A 16,818-nucleotide genomic window follows, 5' to 3' on the forward strand; every position below is an offset into this window, starting at 1 on the left:
CGTACGTCCCGGGCCCCTTGTCGTGCCCGTAATAAATTCCTGGTGAATGCGACTTCGGTTCCGGGTGCTGTCTGAAAATTGCTTCAGACGCATTTCGTCAAGGTCTCAGCGCAATCGGCGCTTTGCGGGTTTTCGGTGCCGTAGTGTTTTCCATGTCGAGAGCGAACGGCGCGGAGCAGTAAAGCGCAGGCTATTTCTCGATATTCAACCGAAGTAATTCAAAGGCAATTGCAGCAGAGAGGAAAACTCCCATGAGCTTCCACAAGATCGCCCCGGTGAAGAAGACCCGCAAGGCCGCCGCCCCGGCACCCAAGCGCTCGGCCGTGAAGCCGGCCCCGAAGAAGGCCGCCCCGAAGCGCCGCCCGGTCGGGCACCAGGGCTGAGACACGCCACGAGGCGGGGCCACCGGACGAGCGCGACTCGTACCGGGGCCCCGCCTCGGCCATGCCCGCACCACGGAAAGGGAGTTGTCGACATGTGGGACGCCCGCGAGGCCTTCCGCCGCTTCTGGCCGCTGACCCGCGGCGACCGCGGCCGGCTGCTGGTGATCATCGGGTGCGTGGTGGTGTCCGCGCTCGCCGAGACCGCCGCCATCCTGCTGTTCGCCCAGCTCACCGACGACGCCCTGCAGACCGGCTCGCTCTCCGCCTTCTGGGGTCCGGCCGGAGCCTGGCTGGGCGTGGCCGTGCTCGGCGCGCTGGTCGGCTACCTCGGCAACTCGCTCGCCACCTGGACGGCGGAGCGATTCGTCCTGCGCCTGCGCGCGAACGCCTTCCGCCATGTCCAGGACCTGCCGCCGCACTTCTTCCAGAAGCACCGTCAGGGCGACCTGGTGGAGCGGCTGACCGGCGATGTGGAGGCGATCGAGGAACTGGTCGTCTCCGGTGTGGTCGGCGCGGTCTCCGCGGCCTTCTCGGCGGTCTTCTACGCGGTGGCCGCGCTGTGGCTCCGCTGGGACCTGGCCCTGGCCACCTTCGTCCTGGCCCCCCTCTTCCTCCTCGCCGCCCGCCGCTTCTCCGGCCGGATCGAGCAGACCTCGCGGGACGAGCGGGCCGCCGACGGCGCGATCACCTCGGTCGTCGAGGAGTCGCTCGGCAACATCGTCCTGACCCAGGCCTACAACCGCCGGCGCGACGAGGAGCGCCGGCTGGAGCGGGAGGCCCGCGCCTGGATGCGGGCCTGCGTGCGCGGGTCACGGCTGAGCGAGAGGTACGAACAGTTCGTCGAGGTCGTCGAGACCGTCTGCGTCCTCGCGGTGATCGGCCTGGGCGTCTGGGAGATCTCCGCGGACCGGATGACCCTGGGCGACCTCCTGGCCTTCGCCGCCTTCCTCGGCTACCTGTATCCGCCGGTCCGCAGCCTCGGCCGGCTCGGCCTCGCCGTCACCGCCGCGACGGCAGGCGCCGAGCGCATCGGTGAGATCCTCGACGCCGAACCCGCCGTCACCGACCCCGCCCACCCGCTGCCCGCGTGGCCCGTCCACGGCCGGATCGGCTTCCACGACGTCTCCTTCACCTACCCGGGCGCCCCCCACCCCTCCCTGCGGAACGTCACCTTCAGCGCGGGACCGGGGGAGTTGATCCTGGTGACCGGCGCGAGCGGCGCGGGCAAATCGACCCTGTCCAAGCTCCTCACCCGCTTCTACGACCCCTCCTCGGGCGTCATCTGCCTGGACGGCGCCCCGCTGACGGACGTACCCCTGGAGTTCCTGCGCGAGAACGTGGCGCTGCTCCCCCAGGAGACGCTCATCCTCAACGGCACGATCCGCGAGAACATCGGGTGCGGCCGGCCCGGCGCGACAGACACCGAGATCGCACAGGCGGCCCGCTCCGCCGCCGCCCACGACTTCGTCACCGCCCTGCCCGATGGCTACGACACCCACATCGCCCCCGGCACGGCGGCCCTCTCCGGCGGCCAGCTCCAGCGCGTCGCCATCGCCCGCGCGATGCTCCGCGCCGCCCCGGTCCTGGTACTGGACGAACCGACGGCGGGCCTCGACTCGGTCGCCGCCCGCCAGGTGGTCCAGCCGCTGCGCCGCCTGATGTCCGGCCGCACCACCCTCATGATCACCCACGACCTGAGCCTGGCTCCCGACGCCGACCGGATCCTCGTCCTGGACCACGGCCACCTGGTGGAATCCGGCACCCACGACGAACTGATGGCCCACGACGGCACCTACGCCCGCCTGGCGGCCCCCCGGGGCCGACCTGCGCAGCGCCCGCCGGCCCTGCGCCGATAAACCGATACTTCGAACCGACTTACGTCAGCCACGGTCAGGCTCGTGCTCCTCGGAGAGGCACATCCGACGCCTGATCACTCTTCACGGTGAGTGCCACATGCCGGAACGGGACCGTCGCCGGTAGGAAGGGGGCGCGAGCGCGGCGACGGAGTATCGACAGTGAGGGGAGCGTGGTGGGGGAACTGTTGCGGGCGGAGGGTGTGGGCAAGACCTACGCCCTGCGCGGAAGGAGGGTCGACGTCCTGCGGGACATCGACCTCACGGTGCGCGGAGGCGAGGTCACGGCGCTGGTCGGTCAATCGGGTTCCGGGAAGTCCACCCTGCTGCACATCCTCGGTCTGCTGGCGGCACCGGACTGCGGCCGGGTGTTCGTCGCGGGGGCCGACACCTCGGGGCTCGGCGACGGTGGCCTCGCGGACCTGCGCAGGAGCAGGCTCGGGTTCGTCTTCCAGTCGTACAACCTGCTGCCCCAGCACTCGGCGCTGCGCAACGTACTCCTGCCGTACGTCGGCCGGCGTGCCGAAGGGGAGGAGAAGGCCCGTGCCCTGCTCGCCCGGGTCGGGCTCACCGAGCGGGCCGAGCATCTGCCCGGTGAGCTCTCCGGTGGCGAGCAGCAGCGGGTCGCGCTGGCGCGGGCGCTGGTCAACGACCCGCCCGTGATACTGGCCGACGAGCCGACCGGCAACCTCGACGAGGCGAGCGAAGATGTGCTGCTCGGCATGTTCCGCGAACTGGCGGACGAGGGACGGGCCGTCGTGCTCGTGACCCACAACCCGGCGGTGTCGCGTACGGCCGACGTCGTGCACCGGCTGGCGACGGGAGCACTGGTGACGGAGGGAAGTGCCGCGTGAACCTCTTCCTGCTGGCCGTGGCCAACGTCCGTGCCCTGCGCCGCCGTCTGTACGGCCTGGTCGCGCTGGTCTCCGTCGCCGGTGCCGTCTGCCTCGGTGCGCTGGGCATCGCCGACCGGGCGCAGGGCGCCACCGACACCGGGGTCACGGAGAGCGCCGCCAACCGCAGCATCACGGTCGACCGGCCCGACGGCCGCCCCGGTACACCGCAGTTGACGGACCGCACGCAGGAGCGGCTGGCGCGGCTGCCGCATGTCGCGTCGGTCCAGCACCGGGCACAGGTGTCGTTCGGTGTGTCGACGGACGCGGGCGATGTCGCGCTGCTGTACGCGACGACCCACCGTCCCGCGCTCGACCCGCCGGTGACCAAGTCGGTCCGCGCCCGGCTCTTCCCGCTCCGGCCGGGCGAGGTCGTGGCCCCGGCGACCGCCCAGGGCGTCGACCTGAGCGAGCAGGTGGGCCGGGAGATCGAGATCGAGAGAACACGCTACGTACGACCCGGAGAGGGCACCGGGGTCACCGGACACGCCCGTCTCGTCGGCGTCTACGACCCGACCTGGCAGCTGGACGGCCCGGATGCCGCGTACGCGGCCGACTCCGCGGTGGTCACCTGGGCGGCCGAGCGCGCCGGAGAACCGTCGGACCGCTATCTCGGCACGGTCGGCTACGACCAGCTGACCGTGGTCGCGGACAGCGCGAGGGACGTGCCGGCGGTGATGAAGTCCGTGCAGAAGCTGGGCTATCCGGCCGTCACCCTCCGTCAGCAGCTCGACGCGTTGCCGTCGGTCCTGGAGCTGATCAGGGTGAGCGGACGGCTGCTGCTCGGTGTGCTCGGCGTCCTGGCCTTCGTCGGCGCGGTCACCGTGACGGGTGCGCTCTCGCGGCAGCGCGCGCAGGAGATCGGTCTCCTCAAGGCGGTCGGATTCCGCACCCGGGCGGTCCTGGCCATGCTGGTCACGGAGATGGCCCTGGCCGGTGCGGTCGCCGCGCTGCTCGGCACGGTCCTCGGCGCGCTGCTCGGCGGCGTCGGCGCGGCCCTGCTGCGAGGCAGCACCGACCTCGCGCCCTACGTCACGGACCGGGTGCCGCTGCCGACGGCGGGCACCGTACTGACCCTGCTCGGTCTGACGGTCCTGGTGGTGGCGACGGGCGCGCTGATACCGGCCCGCCGGGCGGCACGGATGTCCCCGACGGACGCGATGAAGGACTGGTGAAGTCGCGCAGACGGCAGCCGCGGGTCTCGCTACGGCAGTTCCGGAGGTGGGGTTTTCGAGCCCGGTAGGCGGAGCGTCGCCACGGTGCCGCCGCCGGTCGCGTGGGTCAGGGTGACCACGCCGCCCGCCTGCTGCACCGTGCGGGCGACGATCGACAGGCCCAGGCCCGAGCCCGGCAGGGCGCGTGCGCTCGGGGAGCGCCAGAAGCGGTCGAAGACGTGCGGGAGTTCGTCGGCGGGGATGCCGGGGCCGTGGTCGCGGACCGTCAGGACGCCGTTGCTGAGCCGCACCTCGATCGTGCCTGCCTCCGGGCTGAACTTCACCGCGTTGTCGAGGATGTTGACCACGGCTCGCTCCAGCGCCGAAGGTTCCGCCCGCACGTACCAGGGATCGATCGCCGAGGTGATCTTCAGCTCCGGGCCGCGCAGCCGAGCGCGGTCCAAGGCGGCCTCGACGGTTTCCTCCAGCGAGATCACCTGGATGCGTTCGCCTCGCTGGCCCTCCGAGCGCGACAGCTCCTGGAGGTCGCCGATCAGCGACGACAGCTCCGTCATCTGTGCCTTCACCGAGGCCAGCAGCGCCCTGCGGTCCGCCTCCGGGAGGGGGCGGCCCGTCTCCTCGCTGCGGGTGAGGAGCTCGATGTTGGTGCGCAGGGAGGTCAGGGGGGTGCGCAGCTCATGGCCGGCGTCCGCGATGAGCTGTTGCTGGAGCTCGCGGGAGTTGGCCAGGGAGGACGTCATCGAGTTGAAGGAGCGGGAGAGACGGGCGATCTCGTCCTCGCTGTCGTCTTCCACCGGGATGCGGATGCCCAGGTCGTCCGTGCGGGCCACGTGCTCGACCGCTTCGGTGAGCTTGTCGACGGGACGCAGACCCGCGCGGGCCACCGCCAGGCCGGCCGCTCCGGCCCCGATGACGCCGATACCGGAGACGAGGAGAAGGATCAGGGCGAGGTCGTTGAGGGTGGACTGGGTGCTCTTGAGCGGGACCGCGATGAGGAGTGCGGTGTCGGGGTAGAGCTCGGGCGGGCTGTTCGGGCCCTGGGTGACGGCCAGCGGAACGGTGAGCACGCGTACGGCATTGCCGTCGGTGTCGGTGCCGTTGCGGATGATTCCGCTGCGGATGATCCCCTCGTTGTCGTTCGCGTCCTTGATCACGTCCTTGTCGGCGCTGGTGACCTTGACGGTGCCCGCCGAGATCGCCGCGACGCAGGGCGTACCGTCCGCCTTGACGAGCTGAATGTAGTTGTTCTGCGTCCGCAGGCCACTGTTGTCGGTCTTGTTGTCGGTCTGTTCGCTCTGGCCGGTCTGGGGACAGGCGGCGAGGAGATCCGCGACCGGGCCCTGCCGCTGCGGCTGCGACATCTTCCTGAGATCGTCGTTCACCTGCTCGTACAGCTTCCCCTGCACGATGAACCAGCACGTCACCGAGACCGCCGCCACCGCGAACGCCACCGCCGCCGCGACCAGCATCGACAACCGTGCCCGGATCGGCAGCGTCCGGATCCGGCGGCCGATCTTGCTCACTCCGCGCCGCCCTGACGCAGCACGTACCCCACTCCTCGCACGGTGTGCACGAGGCGCGGCTCGCCGCCCGCCTCGGTCTTGCGGCGGAGGTACATGACGTAGACGTCGAGGGAGTTGGAGGAGGGCTCGAAGTCGAAGCCCCACACCGCCTTGAGGATCTGTTCCCGGGTGAGTACCTGGCGCGGGTGCGCCAGGAACATCTCCAGCAGCGTGAACTCCGTGCGGGTCAGTTCCACGGCACGGCCGGCCCGGGTCACGTCGCGCGTCGCGAGATCCATGCGCAGATCGGCGAAGGTGAGTGCCTCGTCCACCTGGTCCGCGCCGGCCACCGGCGTGGTGTACGAGCTGCGCCGCAGCAGTGCCCTGACCCGGGCGAACAGCTCGTCCAGCTCGAACGGCTTGACCAGGTAGTCGTCGGCGCCCGCGTCGAGCCCGGTGACCCGGTCGCCGACCGTGTCGCGGGCCGTCAGCATCAGGATGGGCGTGGTGTCGCCGGCGCCGCGGATGCGCCGGGCTGCGGTCAGGCCGTCCATGCGTGGCATCTGGATGTCGAGGACGACCAGGTCGGGCTGGTACGCGGTCGCCTTCTCCAGGGCGTCTGCACCGTCCACGGCGACCTCCGTTTCGTACCCCTCGAAGGCGAGGCTGCGCTGGAGTGCTTCGCGCACCGCCGGCTCGTCGTCGACGATCAGGATGCGATGGGTGTCACGGTCGCCTTCGGCGGGGCTCATGGCGTGGTTCCTCGGTTGCGGTGGGACGACTACGGGACAGAACGGACTCGACGCATTCAGCCTCGCATGTTTCCCGGCTGGGGCGTGAAGGAAGCGGCGGTGGTCTCAGCCGCACACCACGCTGAGCCGCTTCAGCGGCACCTTGCGGCGGTGCGGCCGGGCCGCGGAGGTGCGCAGGCCCATCAGCTGGGGGGCCACCTCCGGCGCCCGCAGCTCCGGTACCTTCGGCGGCTCGGGCGCGTTGAGTTCGTACGCCACTTCGAGGGCCAGGGCGAAGCAGGCCGGAGTGTTGACGATCGCGGGGTGCGAAATCTGCTTGATCATGACGTACTCCTCTGCGTGTCGGGTGGGCTCGGGGCCGAGCGGCCGCGTCAGCTGTCGGAACCGCCCGCCCGCAGGTCGGCCAGGTCCGACCTGACGGTGTTGATCGGGATGGCGAAGCCGAGACCGACGCTGCCGGCGCTGGACGAGGACGTGGCGTCCGCGGCCGAGTACATCGCGGAGTTGATGCCGATGATGTTGCCGTTCATGTCGATCAGCGCGCCGCCGGAGTTGCCGGGGTTGAGGGACGCGTCGGTCTGGAGGGCCTTGTAGGTCGTCGTCGACGTACCGGTGTCGCCGTTGAACTGCCGGCCGCCGAACTCGAACGGCCACTGGCCGTTGCCGCCGCTCTGCCCCTGGTCCTGGCTCTGGCTCTCGTCGGTCGAGACGGTCACGTCCCGGTTCAGGGCCGAGACGATGCCGCTGGTGACGGTGCCGGTCAGGCCCTCGGGGGAACCGATCGCCACCACGTCGTCGCCTACCTGGACCCCGGCGGAGTCGCCCAGGGTGGCCGGGGTCAGGCCGGAGGCGTTCTCCAGCTCGATCAGGGCGAGGTCCTTCTTGCTGTCGGTGCCGACGACCTTGGCGGTGTATTCCTTGCCGTCGTTGGTCGACACCTTGACCGACGAGGCGCCGGAGATGACGTGGTTGTTGGTGATGATCTCGCCGCCGCTGGTGATGATCACACCGGAGCCGGTCGAGGAGCCGTTGCCGAGCGAGGCCTTGACCTCGACGATGCTCGGGCTGACCGCCGAGGCGACCCCGGCGACGGTGCCCTTCTTGGCGGCGGCCACCACGGCGGTGCTGGTGGAGCTGGAGGTGACCGAGTCCTTGCCGGTGAGCTCCTGGATGCCGTAGGCCGTGCCGCCGCCCACGGCCGCGGCGACGATCGCCACGGCGGCGAGCAGGCCGACCGTGCCGCGGCTGCGCTTCTTCTTCGGCGCGGGCCCGGCGGGTACGGCGGTCAGGACGGCGGTGTCGCCGCCGTGGCCGTCACCGGCACCGCCCGCCGCGAACCCGGCGGGAGAGGCGGCCGGGGCGACCTGGGCCGGCCACACCGTGGTGCCCGGGTCCACGGCGGCCACCGGCTCCGCCGGCTGCGCCACGGGCTGGTACGCCGGCGGGGGCGGCCACTCGGGGTCCACGGGGGAGGAGGCGTGCTGCTGCTGGGGGTACGCCGACGGCAAGGGGCGGGTGGCCTGCTGGTCGCCCTGGTAGGGGGGCTCGTACTCGCCGCTGCGGCGGAGGCTCTCGGTCATGTAAAGAGCTTCCCGCGCCACGATGAGAGCTTCCTGAGTGCTCCCTGAGAAGGCGGGCAGAACCTCGTATGCCCGATATAAGGCCCGTCCTCGCAGCTCGCCGAGGCCCTTCGGAAAAGCGTCGGAGAAGCGTCGGAGAAGCCTCGGAGGGGTCTCGGAAGCTCCTGAGAGGCGGCAGAGAAGCCTCAGGGAGGCGGCAGAGAGAGGACAGAGAAGCCTCAGGGAGGCGGCAGAGAGAGGACAGAGAAGCCTCAGGGAGGCGGCAGAGAGAGGACAGAGAAGCCTCAGGGAGGTGGCAGAGGCCTAAAGGAGATGGCAGGGAAGGCCCAGAGTGGGGCAGACGACCCTTCCCGAGCTCCGTCGGGCCTTGCGGCGCCCGGCGAGAGGCCGCCGAGCCCGATCACCAGCCTCGCCGAGCCAGGGCGGAGCCCTACTCGCAGCCGCACGACCTGCGGGCGACCAGCTTCGCCGGGAACACCTTCAGCCGCTCACGCCGCGACCCCGCGACCCGCAGCCCGTCGTCCAGCACCAGGTCCACCGCCGCCCGCGCCATCGCCGAACGGTCCGACGCGATCGTCGTCAGCGGCGGGTCCGCCAGGGCCGCCTCCTTGATGTCGTCGAAGCCGGCCACGGCCAGCTCCTGGGGCACCTCGAGGCGCAGCTCCCGCGCCGCCCGCAGCAGGCCGATCGCCTGGTCGTCGGTGGAGCAGAAGATCGCGGGCGGCCGGCGCGGCCCGGAGAGGATCTCCAGGGCGACCTTGTACGCGTCGTAGCGGTTGTACGGCGCCTCGAAGAGCCGGCCCTCCGTCGGGATCCCCGCCGCGTCCATGGCGCGCCGCCAGCCCTCGACGTGGTCGGAGACCGGGTCGCCGACCGCGGGGGTGTCGGCGGTGCCGCCCATACAGGCGACGTATTCGTATCCGTGTTCGAGAAGGTGGCTCACGGCGTGCTGGGCGCCGCCCAGGTCGTCCATGACGACGGCGACGTCGTCGATGGCCTCCGGCCGCTCGTGCAGCAGGACCACGCGGGCGTCCCACGCGTCGATCTCGGCGGCGGCCAGGTCGTTGAGCGCGTGGCTGACGAGGATCAGACCGGAGACGCGCATACCGAGGAAGGCCCGCAGATAGTGGACCTCGCGTTCGCCGATGTAGTCGGAGTTGCCGACGAGCACCATCTTCCCGCGCTCGGAGGCGGCCTGCTCGACCGCGTGCGCCATCTCCGCGAAGAACGGCTGGCGCGCGTCCGGCACGATCAGGCCTATGAGGTCGGTACGCCGGGACGCCATCGCCTGGGCCACCCGGTCGGGCCGGTACCCCAGTTCCTTGATGGCGGCGAGGACACGCTCGCGCGTGGCCGGGGCGACCGGCCGGGGTCCGTTGTTGATGACGTAACTGACCACAGCGGTGGAAGTCCCCGCCAGCCGCGCCACATCATCCCGAGTCACCTTGGCCACGCGCGGAGTCTACGCGGATGGACCGCCCCTGGGCAGGGCGTTTCACAGCTTGTCCAGGCTCGGGCAGGGCGCGGCGACACGGCGGGCGCCCTGCCCGAGCGCCCCCTAGGCCTCCGCCCGGACCCCGGTGCTGTCCAGGGCGGTCGTCTCGTCCGCATCCTCCGGCTTTGGCGGGGCCGTCTTGGCCTTCGCCTCGTCCGTGGAGCGGTCGCCCTTCTCCGGGGTAACGAATCGATAACCGACGTTGCGGACGGTTCCGATCAGCGACTCGTGCTCGGGTCCGAGCTTGGCCCGCAGCCGCCGTACGTGCACGTCGACGGTGCGGGTGCCGCCGAAGTAGTCGTAGCCCCAGACCTCCTGGAGCAGCTGGGCGCGGGTGAACACGCGGCCCGGGTGCTGCGCCAGGTATTTCAGGAGCTCGAACTCCTTGAAGGTGAGGTCGAGGACGCGGCCCTTGAGCTTGGCGGAGTACGTCGCCTCGTCGACCGACAGGTCGCCGTTGCGGATCTCCATCGGGGAGTCGTCGTTGACGATCTGCTGCCGGCCCATGGCCAGCCGCAGCCGCGCCTCGACCTCGGCGGGACCGGCGGTGTCGAGGAGGACGTCGTCGATGCCCCAGTCGGCGGTGACCGCCGCGAGGCCGCCCTCCGTGACCACGAGGATGAGGGGGCAGCCGGGCCCCGTGGACCGCAGCAGCTGGCACAGGCTGCGGACCTGCGGGAGATCGCGCCGTCCGTCGATCAGGATGACGTCGGCACCGGGGGTGTCGACGAGGGCGGGGCCTTCCGCCGGAGCCACTCGCACGTTGTGCAGGAGCAGGCCGAGAGCGGGAAGCACCTCCGTCGACGGCTGAAGGGCATTGGTCAGGAGCAGCAGAGAACTCATCGCACCCCACCTGCCTGGGTCGTCGTCATACGTTCGTGCACGGTTCGCTCGCCCATAACGTCTGGTTCCTCCTCGGTCCCTGCGAGGACGTTTGCGGCACTGCTTCGTACTGTGCGGTTCCCGCGCCCCTGGGATCCGCCGCGACTCCGGGGAGCCGCCCTGCGCTCAAGGGTCCCGTACACCTGCGGTTTCCCGCTTCGTATACAACGCTTCCGAAAGCACAAAAGGACCCGGGGGCAACGCTGCCCGAGTCCTCTGTCCAGCAGAATAGCCCACATGAGCACCAGTTCGGCAGGTCATGCGGCACGTTCCGTCGTTCGTCCGAACTCTGAGACGAGCAGACACACAGCATTGCGGACGTTTCTACACACCGTCGACGGCGTGACGATCGATTCCGTATACAACCCGGGTGCGGTCGTATACGACGCCGGGTCGCCGCCTTCCCGTGACCTGGTGTTCGTCGTGGCGCACGGCTTCACCGGCGATGTCGATCGGCCGCATGTTCGACGGGTGGCGGAGGTGTTCGCGCGGCACGGGGCCGTCGTCACGTTCTCCTTCCGGGGCCACGGGGCGTCCGGCGGCCGCTCCACGGTGGGGGACCGGGAGGTGCTCGACCTGGCGGCCGCGGTGGAGTGGGCCCGCGGGTTCGGGCACGCGCGCGTGGTCACCGTCGGTTTCTCCATGGGCGGCTCGGTGGTGCTGCGGCACGCGGCGCTGTACGGCGCGCGGGACGAGGCGGCCACGGACGCCGTGGTCTCCGTCAGCGCGCCGGCCCGCTGGTTCTACCGGGGCACCGCCCCCATGCGGCGCGTGCACTGGCTGGTGACCCGGCGCGAGGGCCGCCTGGTGAGCCGCTACGGCCTGCGCACCCGGATCCACGACCGCGACTGGGACCCGGTGCCGCTGTCCCCGGTGGAGGCGGTCCCGCGCATCGCGCCCAGGCCGCTGCTGATCGTGCACGGCGACCAGGACGGCTACTTCCCCGTGGACCACCCCCGGATGCTGGCCGCGGCCGCGGGCGACCACGGCGAACTCTGGCTGGAGCCCGGCATGGGCCACGCCGAGCACGCGGCGGACGACGAGCTGCTGCGCAGGATCGGTCGCTGGGCCGCCACACCGGCGGGCTAGCCTGGCGGGTGTTCACTGCCGAACCGACTTGAGGGACGAGATGGCAAAGGTCACGGTGCGCTACTGGGCCGCCGCCAAGGCCGCGGCCGGGATCGCCGAGGAGCCGTACGACGCGCTCACGCTCGCCGAGGCGCTCGCCGCGGTACGGGAGCGACACCCCGGCGAACTGGTGCGCGTCCTGGGGCGATGCTCGTTCCTCATCGACGGGGACCCCGTCGGCACCCGCGGGCATGAGACGGTACGGCTGGCCGAGGGCGGCACGGTCGAGGTGCTCCCGCCGTTCGCAGGAGGATGACCCCACCGATGACCAACCAGCCGTACGAACCGCACGAGGGGTCCCCGTACGAGGGTTACGACCCGTACGGGCAGCAGCAGCCGCACCAGCAGCAGCCGCACCAGCACCAGCAGCCGAATCAGCACCAGCAGCCGCAACAGGCTTGGCAGCAGCACCAGCCGTACGCCTACGAGGACCCGCAGCACACCCAGCAGTGGCAGGGGCAGACCTGGGAGACACAGGTGCAGCCGCCCATCGCCCCGGCGCATACGACGGACACGGCGTATCCGCCCTCCCAGGGATACCAGCAGCAGGCAGGGGCCCAGGCGCAGGTCCAGGCCCCGGCTCAGGCCCAGGCGTACGGATATCCGGATCCGTCGGCGGCGGGGTGGTCCGCAGCCGCCGCTGCCACCGGTCCCGCCGGTTCCGTCGCCGCGCCCGCTCACCCGGCGCCCGGCGCCGCCCCGGGCGATGACGGCGCCGGGCCGGGCCCCTCGTACGGACCCGCCACCCTCGCCGGCAACGCCCGCGTCACCGACGCCCAGCGCGCCCGCCTCGAAGGCCGCTCCCCGGTCATCGAGCCCGGTATGCAGCCCGCCGCGCTCACCGCGCTGCTCGGCCTGCTGCTCGCGGTCACGGCGGCCGTCGGCTCGTACGCCCTCCTGGTCCCGCTGGTCGTCCTCCAGGCCGTCACGGCCGCGGGCTGGTTCCGGCTGAACGGGATGTGGCCGGCCCGGCAGGGCATCGCGCTGGCCTTCCTGGGCGCGCTGGTCTCGGACGCCGCCGTGCTCGTGGCAGGCCGGGAGCACGGGCCCGCCGCGATCCTCGGCACCCTCGGCGTGTGGGTGCTGCTCTGCCTCGTCCTGCAACTGCGCTCGCACGCCGATCCGGACGAGCGGATGTACGGCCTGATGGCGGGCGTCGCCTCGGCCGCGCTGGCCATCGTGGCGACCGGGCACCTCGCCGCGGAGGCGGACGCGGTGTCGGTCGGTGCCGCCGCGGTGGCGGTGGCCATCCTGGCCCGCGCGCTGCCGCTGCCGACCCCGGCCTCCGTGGTCGTGGCGCTGCTGGCCGCGGCGGGCGCCGGCATCGCGGTGGGCGCGATGACGGACTTCGGCTCGAAGGGGGCGCTGCTCGGCGCCGGTGCCGCGGTCTGCGCGCTCATCGGCCACCGGGTCGCAAGTTACGACTACCCGTCCCGGTTCGTCCACCTCACGGCGGGCGTGGCCCTGCCGCTGTCGGCCGCGGCGCCGGCGATCTACGTCCTCGGGCGGGCACTGGGCTAGAGCCCGGATCGGGCCCACGGAGGGCCCGAGGCAGGTTCACGAACGGCCGGCGGCGGGCCCCTGGCACCTCCCGGGCCCGTTCTGGTGGCCGTGACATGTCACAGGTGATCGACAATCCCACGGTGGTCCCGCGCGGCGGGGCTACCGTGGCTGTCGTCCTTGATGGCTGTCCGGGTGGGGGAAACACCGAATGCGCGCGCTGCGAGTACTTCTGATCGTCGTCGTGATCCTTGGCGTGCTCTTCGTGGTCGTGGACCGGGTGGCCGTCCACTTCGCCCAGGGCGAGGTGGCGGACAAGCTGAGGAGCACCGAGGGGCTGACCAGCACGCCGGACGTGTCCATCAATGGTTTCCCCTTCCTCACCCAGGTGGCGGGCGGCGAGCTGGACGACGTCGAGATCGGCATCAAGGACTACGACGCGGTCGGCGGCACCGGCACCGGCGCGGAGAAGATCCGTATCGACGACCTGAAGGCGCACATGAAGGGCGTCGAGTTCTCGGGCGACTACAGCTCCGCCACCGCGGCCACCGCCACCGGCACCGCGACGATCGCCTACGACGAGCTGCTCAAGGCCGCGAAGTCCGAGCCCACCCGGGTCGCGCCCGGTGCCACCGCCCAGGTCGTGGGCTTGTCCGACGGCGGCAACGGCAAGATCAAGGTGGAGATCGACGGGACCTTCCTCGGCGTCAAGCTGCCCCACCCGGTCTTCGTGCTCAGCACGGTCACGGTCAAGGGCGACACCGTGCAGGTGCGCGCGGACGGGCTGCCCGACCTGGGAGTCGACCTGGCCGAGAACGCGGTCCGCTCGATCACCGACTTCCAGCAGGCCGTCGATGAGCTGCCCGGCGGCGTCCGGCTGGACAAGGTGGAGGCGGCGAGCGACGGTGTGGAGATCTCGGTGAAGGGTTCGAACGTCAAGCTGGCCGGGTAGGTGGGCGTACGGCTGACGTAGGACGGACGGAAAGCGTCCGAAAGACGAGACGCTCACCTCCGTGGAGCAGCCGTGACGGCGGACGCGGCGGCCCGGACGCCGGGTGACGGCGCTCCGGGAACCATCGGCATCTCACATCGCGGACGATCGCGTCTCAAAATACGACACACCGGTGACATGCCAGGCTGTCCGTCCCTACGATCGAGACCATGAAGCGACAGGCGGACCTCACGAAGCGGCGGGCAGTAGACCTGTGCCGCGTCGCCGCCATGCTCTGTCGCACCTTCTGAGCGGAAGCACCGACTTCCGCGTCCCCGCGCCCTGCCCGGGCATCCGTGCGCCCCTCTCTGTGTGTGCGCACCCCTCTCACTCGCACGCCCCGCCGCAACTGCCCCGGAGGAGAAAGAGCATGAGCCGCAGTGACGTCCTGGTAGACGCCGACTGGGTCCAGGACCACCTGGACGACTCGAACGTCGCCGTCGTCGAGGTCGACGAGGACACGTCCGCGTACGAGAAGAACCACATCAGGAACGCGATCCGGATCGACTGGACCAAGGACCTCCAGGACCCGGTCCGCCGTGACTTCATCGACCAGGAGGGCTTCGAGAAGCTCCTCTCGGCGAAGGGCATCGCCAACGACACGCTGGTGATCCTCTACGGCGGCAACAACAACTGGTTCGCGTCCTACGCCTACTGGTACTTCAAGCTGTACGGCCACGAGAACGTCAAGCTCCTCGACGGTGGCCGCAAGAAGTGGGAGCTGGACGCCCGCGAGCTGGTCGAGGAGGTGCCCGAGCGCGCCGAGACCTCCTACCAGGCCAAGCCGCAGGACACGTCCATCCGTGCCTTCCGTGACGACGTCGTGGCGGCCATCGGTGCGCAGAACCTGGTCGACGTCCGCTCGCCCGACGAGTTCTCCGGCAAGCTGCTCGCCCCGGCGCACCTGCCGCAGGAGCAGTCGCAGCGCCCGGGTCACATCCCGACCGCCCGCAACATCCCGTGGTCGAAGAACGCCAACGACGACGGCACCTTCAAGTCGGACGACGCCCTCAAGGAGCTGTACACCGACGAGCGGGTGGACCTGGCCAAGGACACGATCGCCTACTGCCGCATCGGCGAGCGCTCGGCCCTGACCTGGTTCGTGCTGCACGAGCTGCTCGGTGTCGAGAACGTCAAGAACTACGACGGCTCCTGGACCGAGTACGGCTCCCTCGTGGGCGTGCCGATCGCGCTCGGCGCCGACAAGTAAGCGACCGGACCGACCTTTCATCACCCTCTTCAGGAGTACGACATGTGTGGAGCGAAGGCCGGCGGCCCGGACGCCTCGACGATCAAGCCCGGTGAGACCACGATCCAGGGTCAGGTGACGAAGGACGGCGAGCCCGTGGTCGGCTACGTCCGCCTGCTGGACTCGACCGGCGAGTTCACCGCCGAGGTCCCGACCTCGGCCACGGGCCAGTTCCGTTTCTACGCGGCCGAGGGCACCTGGACCCTCCGCGCCCTCGTCCCCGGCGCCAGCGCCGACCGCACGGTCGTCGCCCAGCAGGGCGGCCTCGCGGAGGTCGCGATCGCGGTCTGAGCGACCCCGGCGACCCCGACGGCACCGTGAACCACCGAAGGGCCGCACCCCGCGGGTTGGACGCCTGGGGAGCGGCCCTTCGGCGTGCGCGGTCCTACGCTGGAGGTATGTACGCACGGCGGCGTCACGTCTACTTCGCCATGATGGGGATCTGCATCGGTCTCTTCGTCCTGGCGTGGGCGGTCGTACGCCTCTGGTCGATCCCGGCGGCCGTGGGCATGTGTGTGGTGGCCATGGTCATTCCGCCGCTCGCCGCGATGGTGGCGAACCGGCGGGGACCGGAGGACCGGTGGTGGGACGACCCCTCCGGCGATCCCAAGTCCGACGAGTGGTGGGACGAGCTGGACGGGAAGAAGCGGCCCCGGTAGGAAGGGGTGCATGGCACCCACGAGGCTGTCGACCGTCGTGCTGGACGCGTCCGACGCGCACGAACTGGCCGGGTTCTACCTCCGTCTGCTCGGGTACGCGGTACGCGCCGAGGAACCCGAGTGGGTGCTCATCGGCCCGCCGCCGGGCACCGAGGGCATGGCCCTGGCCTTCCAGGGCGAGCCGGGGTACGTACCGCCCGAGTGGCCCACGCGCCACCCCGGCGAACAGCAGATGATGCTGCACCTGGACATCCAGGTCGACGACCTGGCGGGCGAGACCGCGCGGGCCGTCGCGGAGGGGGCGAGGCTCGCCGAGTACCAGCCGCAGGACGACGTCCGTGTGCTGTTCGACCCGGCGGGGCACCCCTTCTGCCTCTGGGTCCCGTAGGCCCGCTCCGGATCAGTAGACGAGCGCTTGCGTCTCGTCCCCCAGCACCTCCTGTACGAACACCTGCGAGCCCGCGATCCGTACGCCCTCGATGACGTCGTTCTCCGTGATGTCGCGGCGGGCCGCGCACTGCGTGCACAGGGTCAGCCGGCCGCCCGCCAGGACGGAGTCGAGCAGGTCCGGCAGCGGAGCCGCGTGCGGCAGCTCGAACTCGGCCGCCCGGCCGGGCAGCGCGAACCACGCGGACTCCCCGGTCAGCCACAGGGAGACCTCGACCCCGCTCGCCACGGCCACGGCCGCGACCGTGAACGCCTGAGAACACCGCTCGGGCGCATCGGCCCCTGCCGTCACCTTGATCACGAGCTTCTTCGCCATGTCTGAATCGTAA

General features: G+C 71.0%; 20 protein-coding genes. 13 read left to right on the forward strand and 7 right to left on the reverse strand.

The features are described from left to right. The first annotated feature begins 251 nt into the window (after positions 1–251). The 4 genes from ACFV0T_RS34740 to ACFV0T_RS34755 all read left to right on the forward strand — a co-directional run bounded on the left by ACFV0T_RS34740 (position 252) and on the right by ACFV0T_RS34755 (position 4,304). Entirely contained in the window at positions 252–383 is a 132-nt protein-coding gene (locus tag ACFV0T_RS34740) for a hypothetical protein (protein ID WP_385788255.1), read from the forward strand. A 92-nt stretch (positions 384–475) separates the two neighbouring features. Next, entirely contained in the window at positions 476–2,239 is a 1,764-nt protein-coding gene (locus tag ACFV0T_RS34745) for an ABC transporter ATP-binding protein (RefSeq protein ID WP_385788258.1), read from the forward strand. A 173-nt stretch (positions 2,240–2,412) separates the two neighbouring features. Continuing rightward, a complete protein-coding gene (locus tag ACFV0T_RS34750; RefSeq protein ID WP_385788261.1) occupies positions 2,413–3,090 on the forward strand; it encodes an ABC transporter ATP-binding protein in 678 nt (225 codons plus the stop codon). Continuing rightward, complete coding sequence (locus ACFV0T_RS34755) at positions 3,087–4,304, forward strand: FtsX-like permease family protein (RefSeq protein WP_385788263.1); 1,218 nt, start codon at positions 3,087–3,089, stop codon at positions 4,302–4,304. The genes ACFV0T_RS34750 and ACFV0T_RS34755 overlap by 4 nt, the downstream gene beginning before the upstream one ends. 29 nt (positions 4,305–4,333) lie before the next feature. Here the strand turns inward: ACFV0T_RS34755 and ACFV0T_RS34760 are convergent, their stop codons facing one another. The 6 genes from ACFV0T_RS34760 to ACFV0T_RS34785 all read right to left on the reverse strand — a co-directional run bounded on the left by ACFV0T_RS34760 (position 4,334) and on the right by ACFV0T_RS34785 (position 10,476). Continuing rightward, the gene (locus ACFV0T_RS34760) at positions 4,334–5,827 is read right to left on the reverse strand and encodes a sensor histidine kinase (protein ID WP_385788266.1); all 1,494 of its coding nucleotides are present in this window, start codon (positions 5,825–5,827) and stop codon (positions 4,334–4,336) included. Then, positions 5,824–6,558: a response regulator transcription factor gene (locus tag ACFV0T_RS34765; RefSeq protein WP_385788269.1), complete on the reverse strand. Its 735-nt coding sequence runs from the start codon at positions 6,556–6,558 to the stop codon at positions 5,824–5,826. The genes ACFV0T_RS34760 and ACFV0T_RS34765 overlap by 4 nt, the downstream gene beginning before the upstream one ends. Before the next feature lie 105 nt (positions 6,559–6,663). Next, positions 6,664–6,882, reverse strand: coding sequence for a hypothetical protein (locus ACFV0T_RS34770; protein WP_385788272.1), 219 nt, complete (start codon positions 6,880–6,882; stop codon positions 6,664–6,666). A 47-nt stretch (positions 6,883–6,929) separates the two neighbouring features. Continuing rightward, positions 6,930–8,138, reverse strand: a complete 1,209-nt coding sequence (locus ACFV0T_RS34775; RefSeq protein ID WP_385788275.1) for a S1C family serine protease — start codon at positions 8,136–8,138, stop codon at positions 6,930–6,932. 430 nt (positions 8,139–8,568) lie between these two features. Continuing rightward, the gene (locus tag ACFV0T_RS34780) at positions 8,569–9,591 is read right to left on the reverse strand and encodes a LacI family DNA-binding transcriptional regulator (RefSeq protein WP_385788278.1); all 1,023 of its coding nucleotides are present in this window, start codon (positions 9,589–9,591) and stop codon (positions 8,569–8,571) included. A gap of 105 nt (positions 9,592–9,696) precedes the next feature. Beyond that, a complete protein-coding gene (locus tag ACFV0T_RS34785) occupies positions 9,697–10,476 on the reverse strand; it encodes a response regulator transcription factor (protein WP_385788281.1) in 780 nt (259 codons plus the stop codon). Positions 10,477–10,752: 276 nt separating this feature from the next. Here ACFV0T_RS34785 and ACFV0T_RS34790 point away from each other — a divergent pair, with 276 nt between their 5' ends. From ACFV0T_RS34790 to ACFV0T_RS34830, 9 genes are all read left to right on the forward strand, one after another. Continuing rightward, on the forward strand, positions 10,753–11,604 hold the full coding sequence (locus tag ACFV0T_RS34790; RefSeq protein WP_385788284.1) for an alpha/beta hydrolase: 852 nt from the start codon (positions 10,753–10,755) through the stop codon (positions 11,602–11,604). A 40-nt stretch (positions 11,605–11,644) separates the two neighbouring features. Continuing rightward, positions 11,645–11,899 carry a MoaD/ThiS family protein gene (locus ACFV0T_RS34795; protein WP_385788287.1) on the forward strand — a complete coding sequence of 85 codons (255 nt, stop codon included), beginning with the start codon at positions 11,645–11,647 and terminating at the stop codon, positions 11,897–11,899. A gap of 8 nt (positions 11,900–11,907) precedes the next feature. After that, a complete protein-coding gene (locus ACFV0T_RS34800; RefSeq protein WP_385788290.1) occupies positions 11,908–13,164 on the forward strand; it encodes a hypothetical protein in 1,257 nt (418 codons plus the stop codon). Between the two features lie 190 nt (positions 13,165–13,354). Next, a complete protein-coding gene (locus ACFV0T_RS34805) occupies positions 13,355–14,095 on the forward strand; it encodes a DUF2993 domain-containing protein (RefSeq protein ID WP_385788292.1) in 741 nt (246 codons plus the stop codon). A 209-nt stretch (positions 14,096–14,304) separates the two neighbouring features. Beyond that, entirely contained in the window at positions 14,305–14,385 is an 81-nt protein-coding gene (locus ACFV0T_RS34810; protein WP_350310325.1) for a putative leader peptide, read from the forward strand. Between the two features lie 119 nt (positions 14,386–14,504). Beyond that, positions 14,505–15,344 (forward strand): sulfurtransferase, encoded by an 840-nt coding sequence (locus ACFV0T_RS34815; RefSeq protein WP_385788295.1) that lies wholly within the window; start codon positions 14,505–14,507, stop codon positions 15,342–15,344. 42 nt (positions 15,345–15,386) lie between these two features. Further along, positions 15,387–15,674 (forward strand): DUF1416 domain-containing protein, encoded by a 288-nt coding sequence (locus ACFV0T_RS34820; protein ID WP_385788298.1) that lies wholly within the window; start codon positions 15,387–15,389, stop codon positions 15,672–15,674. A gap of 107 nt (positions 15,675–15,781) precedes the next feature. After that, positions 15,782–16,042: a DUF3099 domain-containing protein gene (locus ACFV0T_RS34825; RefSeq protein ID WP_385788301.1), complete on the forward strand. Its 261-nt coding sequence runs from the start codon at positions 15,782–15,784 to the stop codon at positions 16,040–16,042. Between the two features lie 10 nt (positions 16,043–16,052). Then, positions 16,053–16,430, forward strand: coding sequence for a VOC family protein (locus tag ACFV0T_RS34830; RefSeq protein ID WP_385788304.1), 378 nt, complete (start codon positions 16,053–16,055; stop codon positions 16,428–16,430). Between the two features lie 12 nt (positions 16,431–16,442). On the opposite strand, the gene ACFV0T_RS34835 is transcribed toward ACFV0T_RS34830, so the two are convergent. Continuing rightward, positions 16,443–16,805: a DsrE family protein gene (locus ACFV0T_RS34835; RefSeq protein WP_385788307.1), complete on the reverse strand. Its 363-nt coding sequence runs from the start codon at positions 16,803–16,805 to the stop codon at positions 16,443–16,445. Positions 16,806–16,818: the final 13 nt, after the last annotated feature.

It is taken from the genome of Streptomyces sp. NPDC059582 (assembly GCF_042735715.1).
Classification (GTDB): Bacteria; Actinomycetota; Actinomycetes; order Streptomycetales; family Streptomycetaceae; genus Streptomyces.

Coding starts and splice junctions, on each gene's coding strand:
- ACFV0T_RS34815 (WP_385788295.1), top strand. CDS start 14,505: ATGAGCCGCAGTGACGTCCTGGTAGACGCCGACTGGGTCCAGGACCAC.
- ACFV0T_RS34785 (WP_385788281.1), bottom strand. CDS start 10,476: ATGAGTTCTCTGCTGCTCCTGACCAATGCCCTTCAGCCGTCGACGGAG.
- ACFV0T_RS34790 (WP_385788284.1), top strand. CDS start 10,753: ATGAGCACCAGTTCGGCAGGTCATGCGGCACGTTCCGTCGTTCGTCCG.
- ACFV0T_RS34775 (WP_385788275.1), bottom strand. CDS start 8,138: ATGACCGAGAGCCTCCGCCGCAGCGGCGAGTACGAGCCCCCCTACCAG.
- ACFV0T_RS34770 (WP_385788272.1), bottom strand. CDS start 6,882: ATGATCAAGCAGATTTCGCACCCCGCGATCGTCAACACTCCGGCCTGC.
- ACFV0T_RS34800 (WP_385788290.1), top strand. CDS start 11,908: ATGACCAACCAGCCGTACGAACCGCACGAGGGGTCCCCGTACGAGGGT.
- ACFV0T_RS34810 (WP_350310325.1), top strand. CDS start 14,305: ATGAAGCGACAGGCGGACCTCACGAAGCGGCGGGCAGTAGACCTGTGC.
- ACFV0T_RS34820 (WP_385788298.1), top strand. CDS start 15,387: ATGTGTGGAGCGAAGGCCGGCGGCCCGGACGCCTCGACGATCAAGCCC.
- ACFV0T_RS34805 (WP_385788292.1), top strand. CDS start 13,355: ATGCGCGCGCTGCGAGTACTTCTGATCGTCGTCGTGATCCTTGGCGTG.
- ACFV0T_RS34830 (WP_385788304.1), top strand. CDS start 16,053: ATGGCACCCACGAGGCTGTCGACCGTCGTGCTGGACGCGTCCGACGCG.
- ACFV0T_RS34740 (WP_385788255.1), top strand. CDS start 252: ATGAGCTTCCACAAGATCGCCCCGGTGAAGAAGACCCGCAAGGCCGCC.
- ACFV0T_RS34835 (WP_385788307.1), bottom strand. CDS start 16,805: ATGGCGAAGAAGCTCGTGATCAAGGTGACGGCAGGGGCCGATGCGCCC.
- ACFV0T_RS34765 (WP_385788269.1), bottom strand. CDS start 6,558: ATGAGCCCCGCCGAAGGCGACCGTGACACCCATCGCATCCTGATCGTC.
- ACFV0T_RS34795 (WP_385788287.1), top strand. CDS start 11,645: ATGGCAAAGGTCACGGTGCGCTACTGGGCCGCCGCCAAGGCCGCGGCC.
- ACFV0T_RS34825 (WP_385788301.1), top strand. CDS start 15,782: ATGTACGCACGGCGGCGTCACGTCTACTTCGCCATGATGGGGATCTGC.
- ACFV0T_RS34745 (WP_385788258.1), top strand. CDS start 476: ATGTGGGACGCCCGCGAGGCCTTCCGCCGCTTCTGGCCGCTGACCCGC.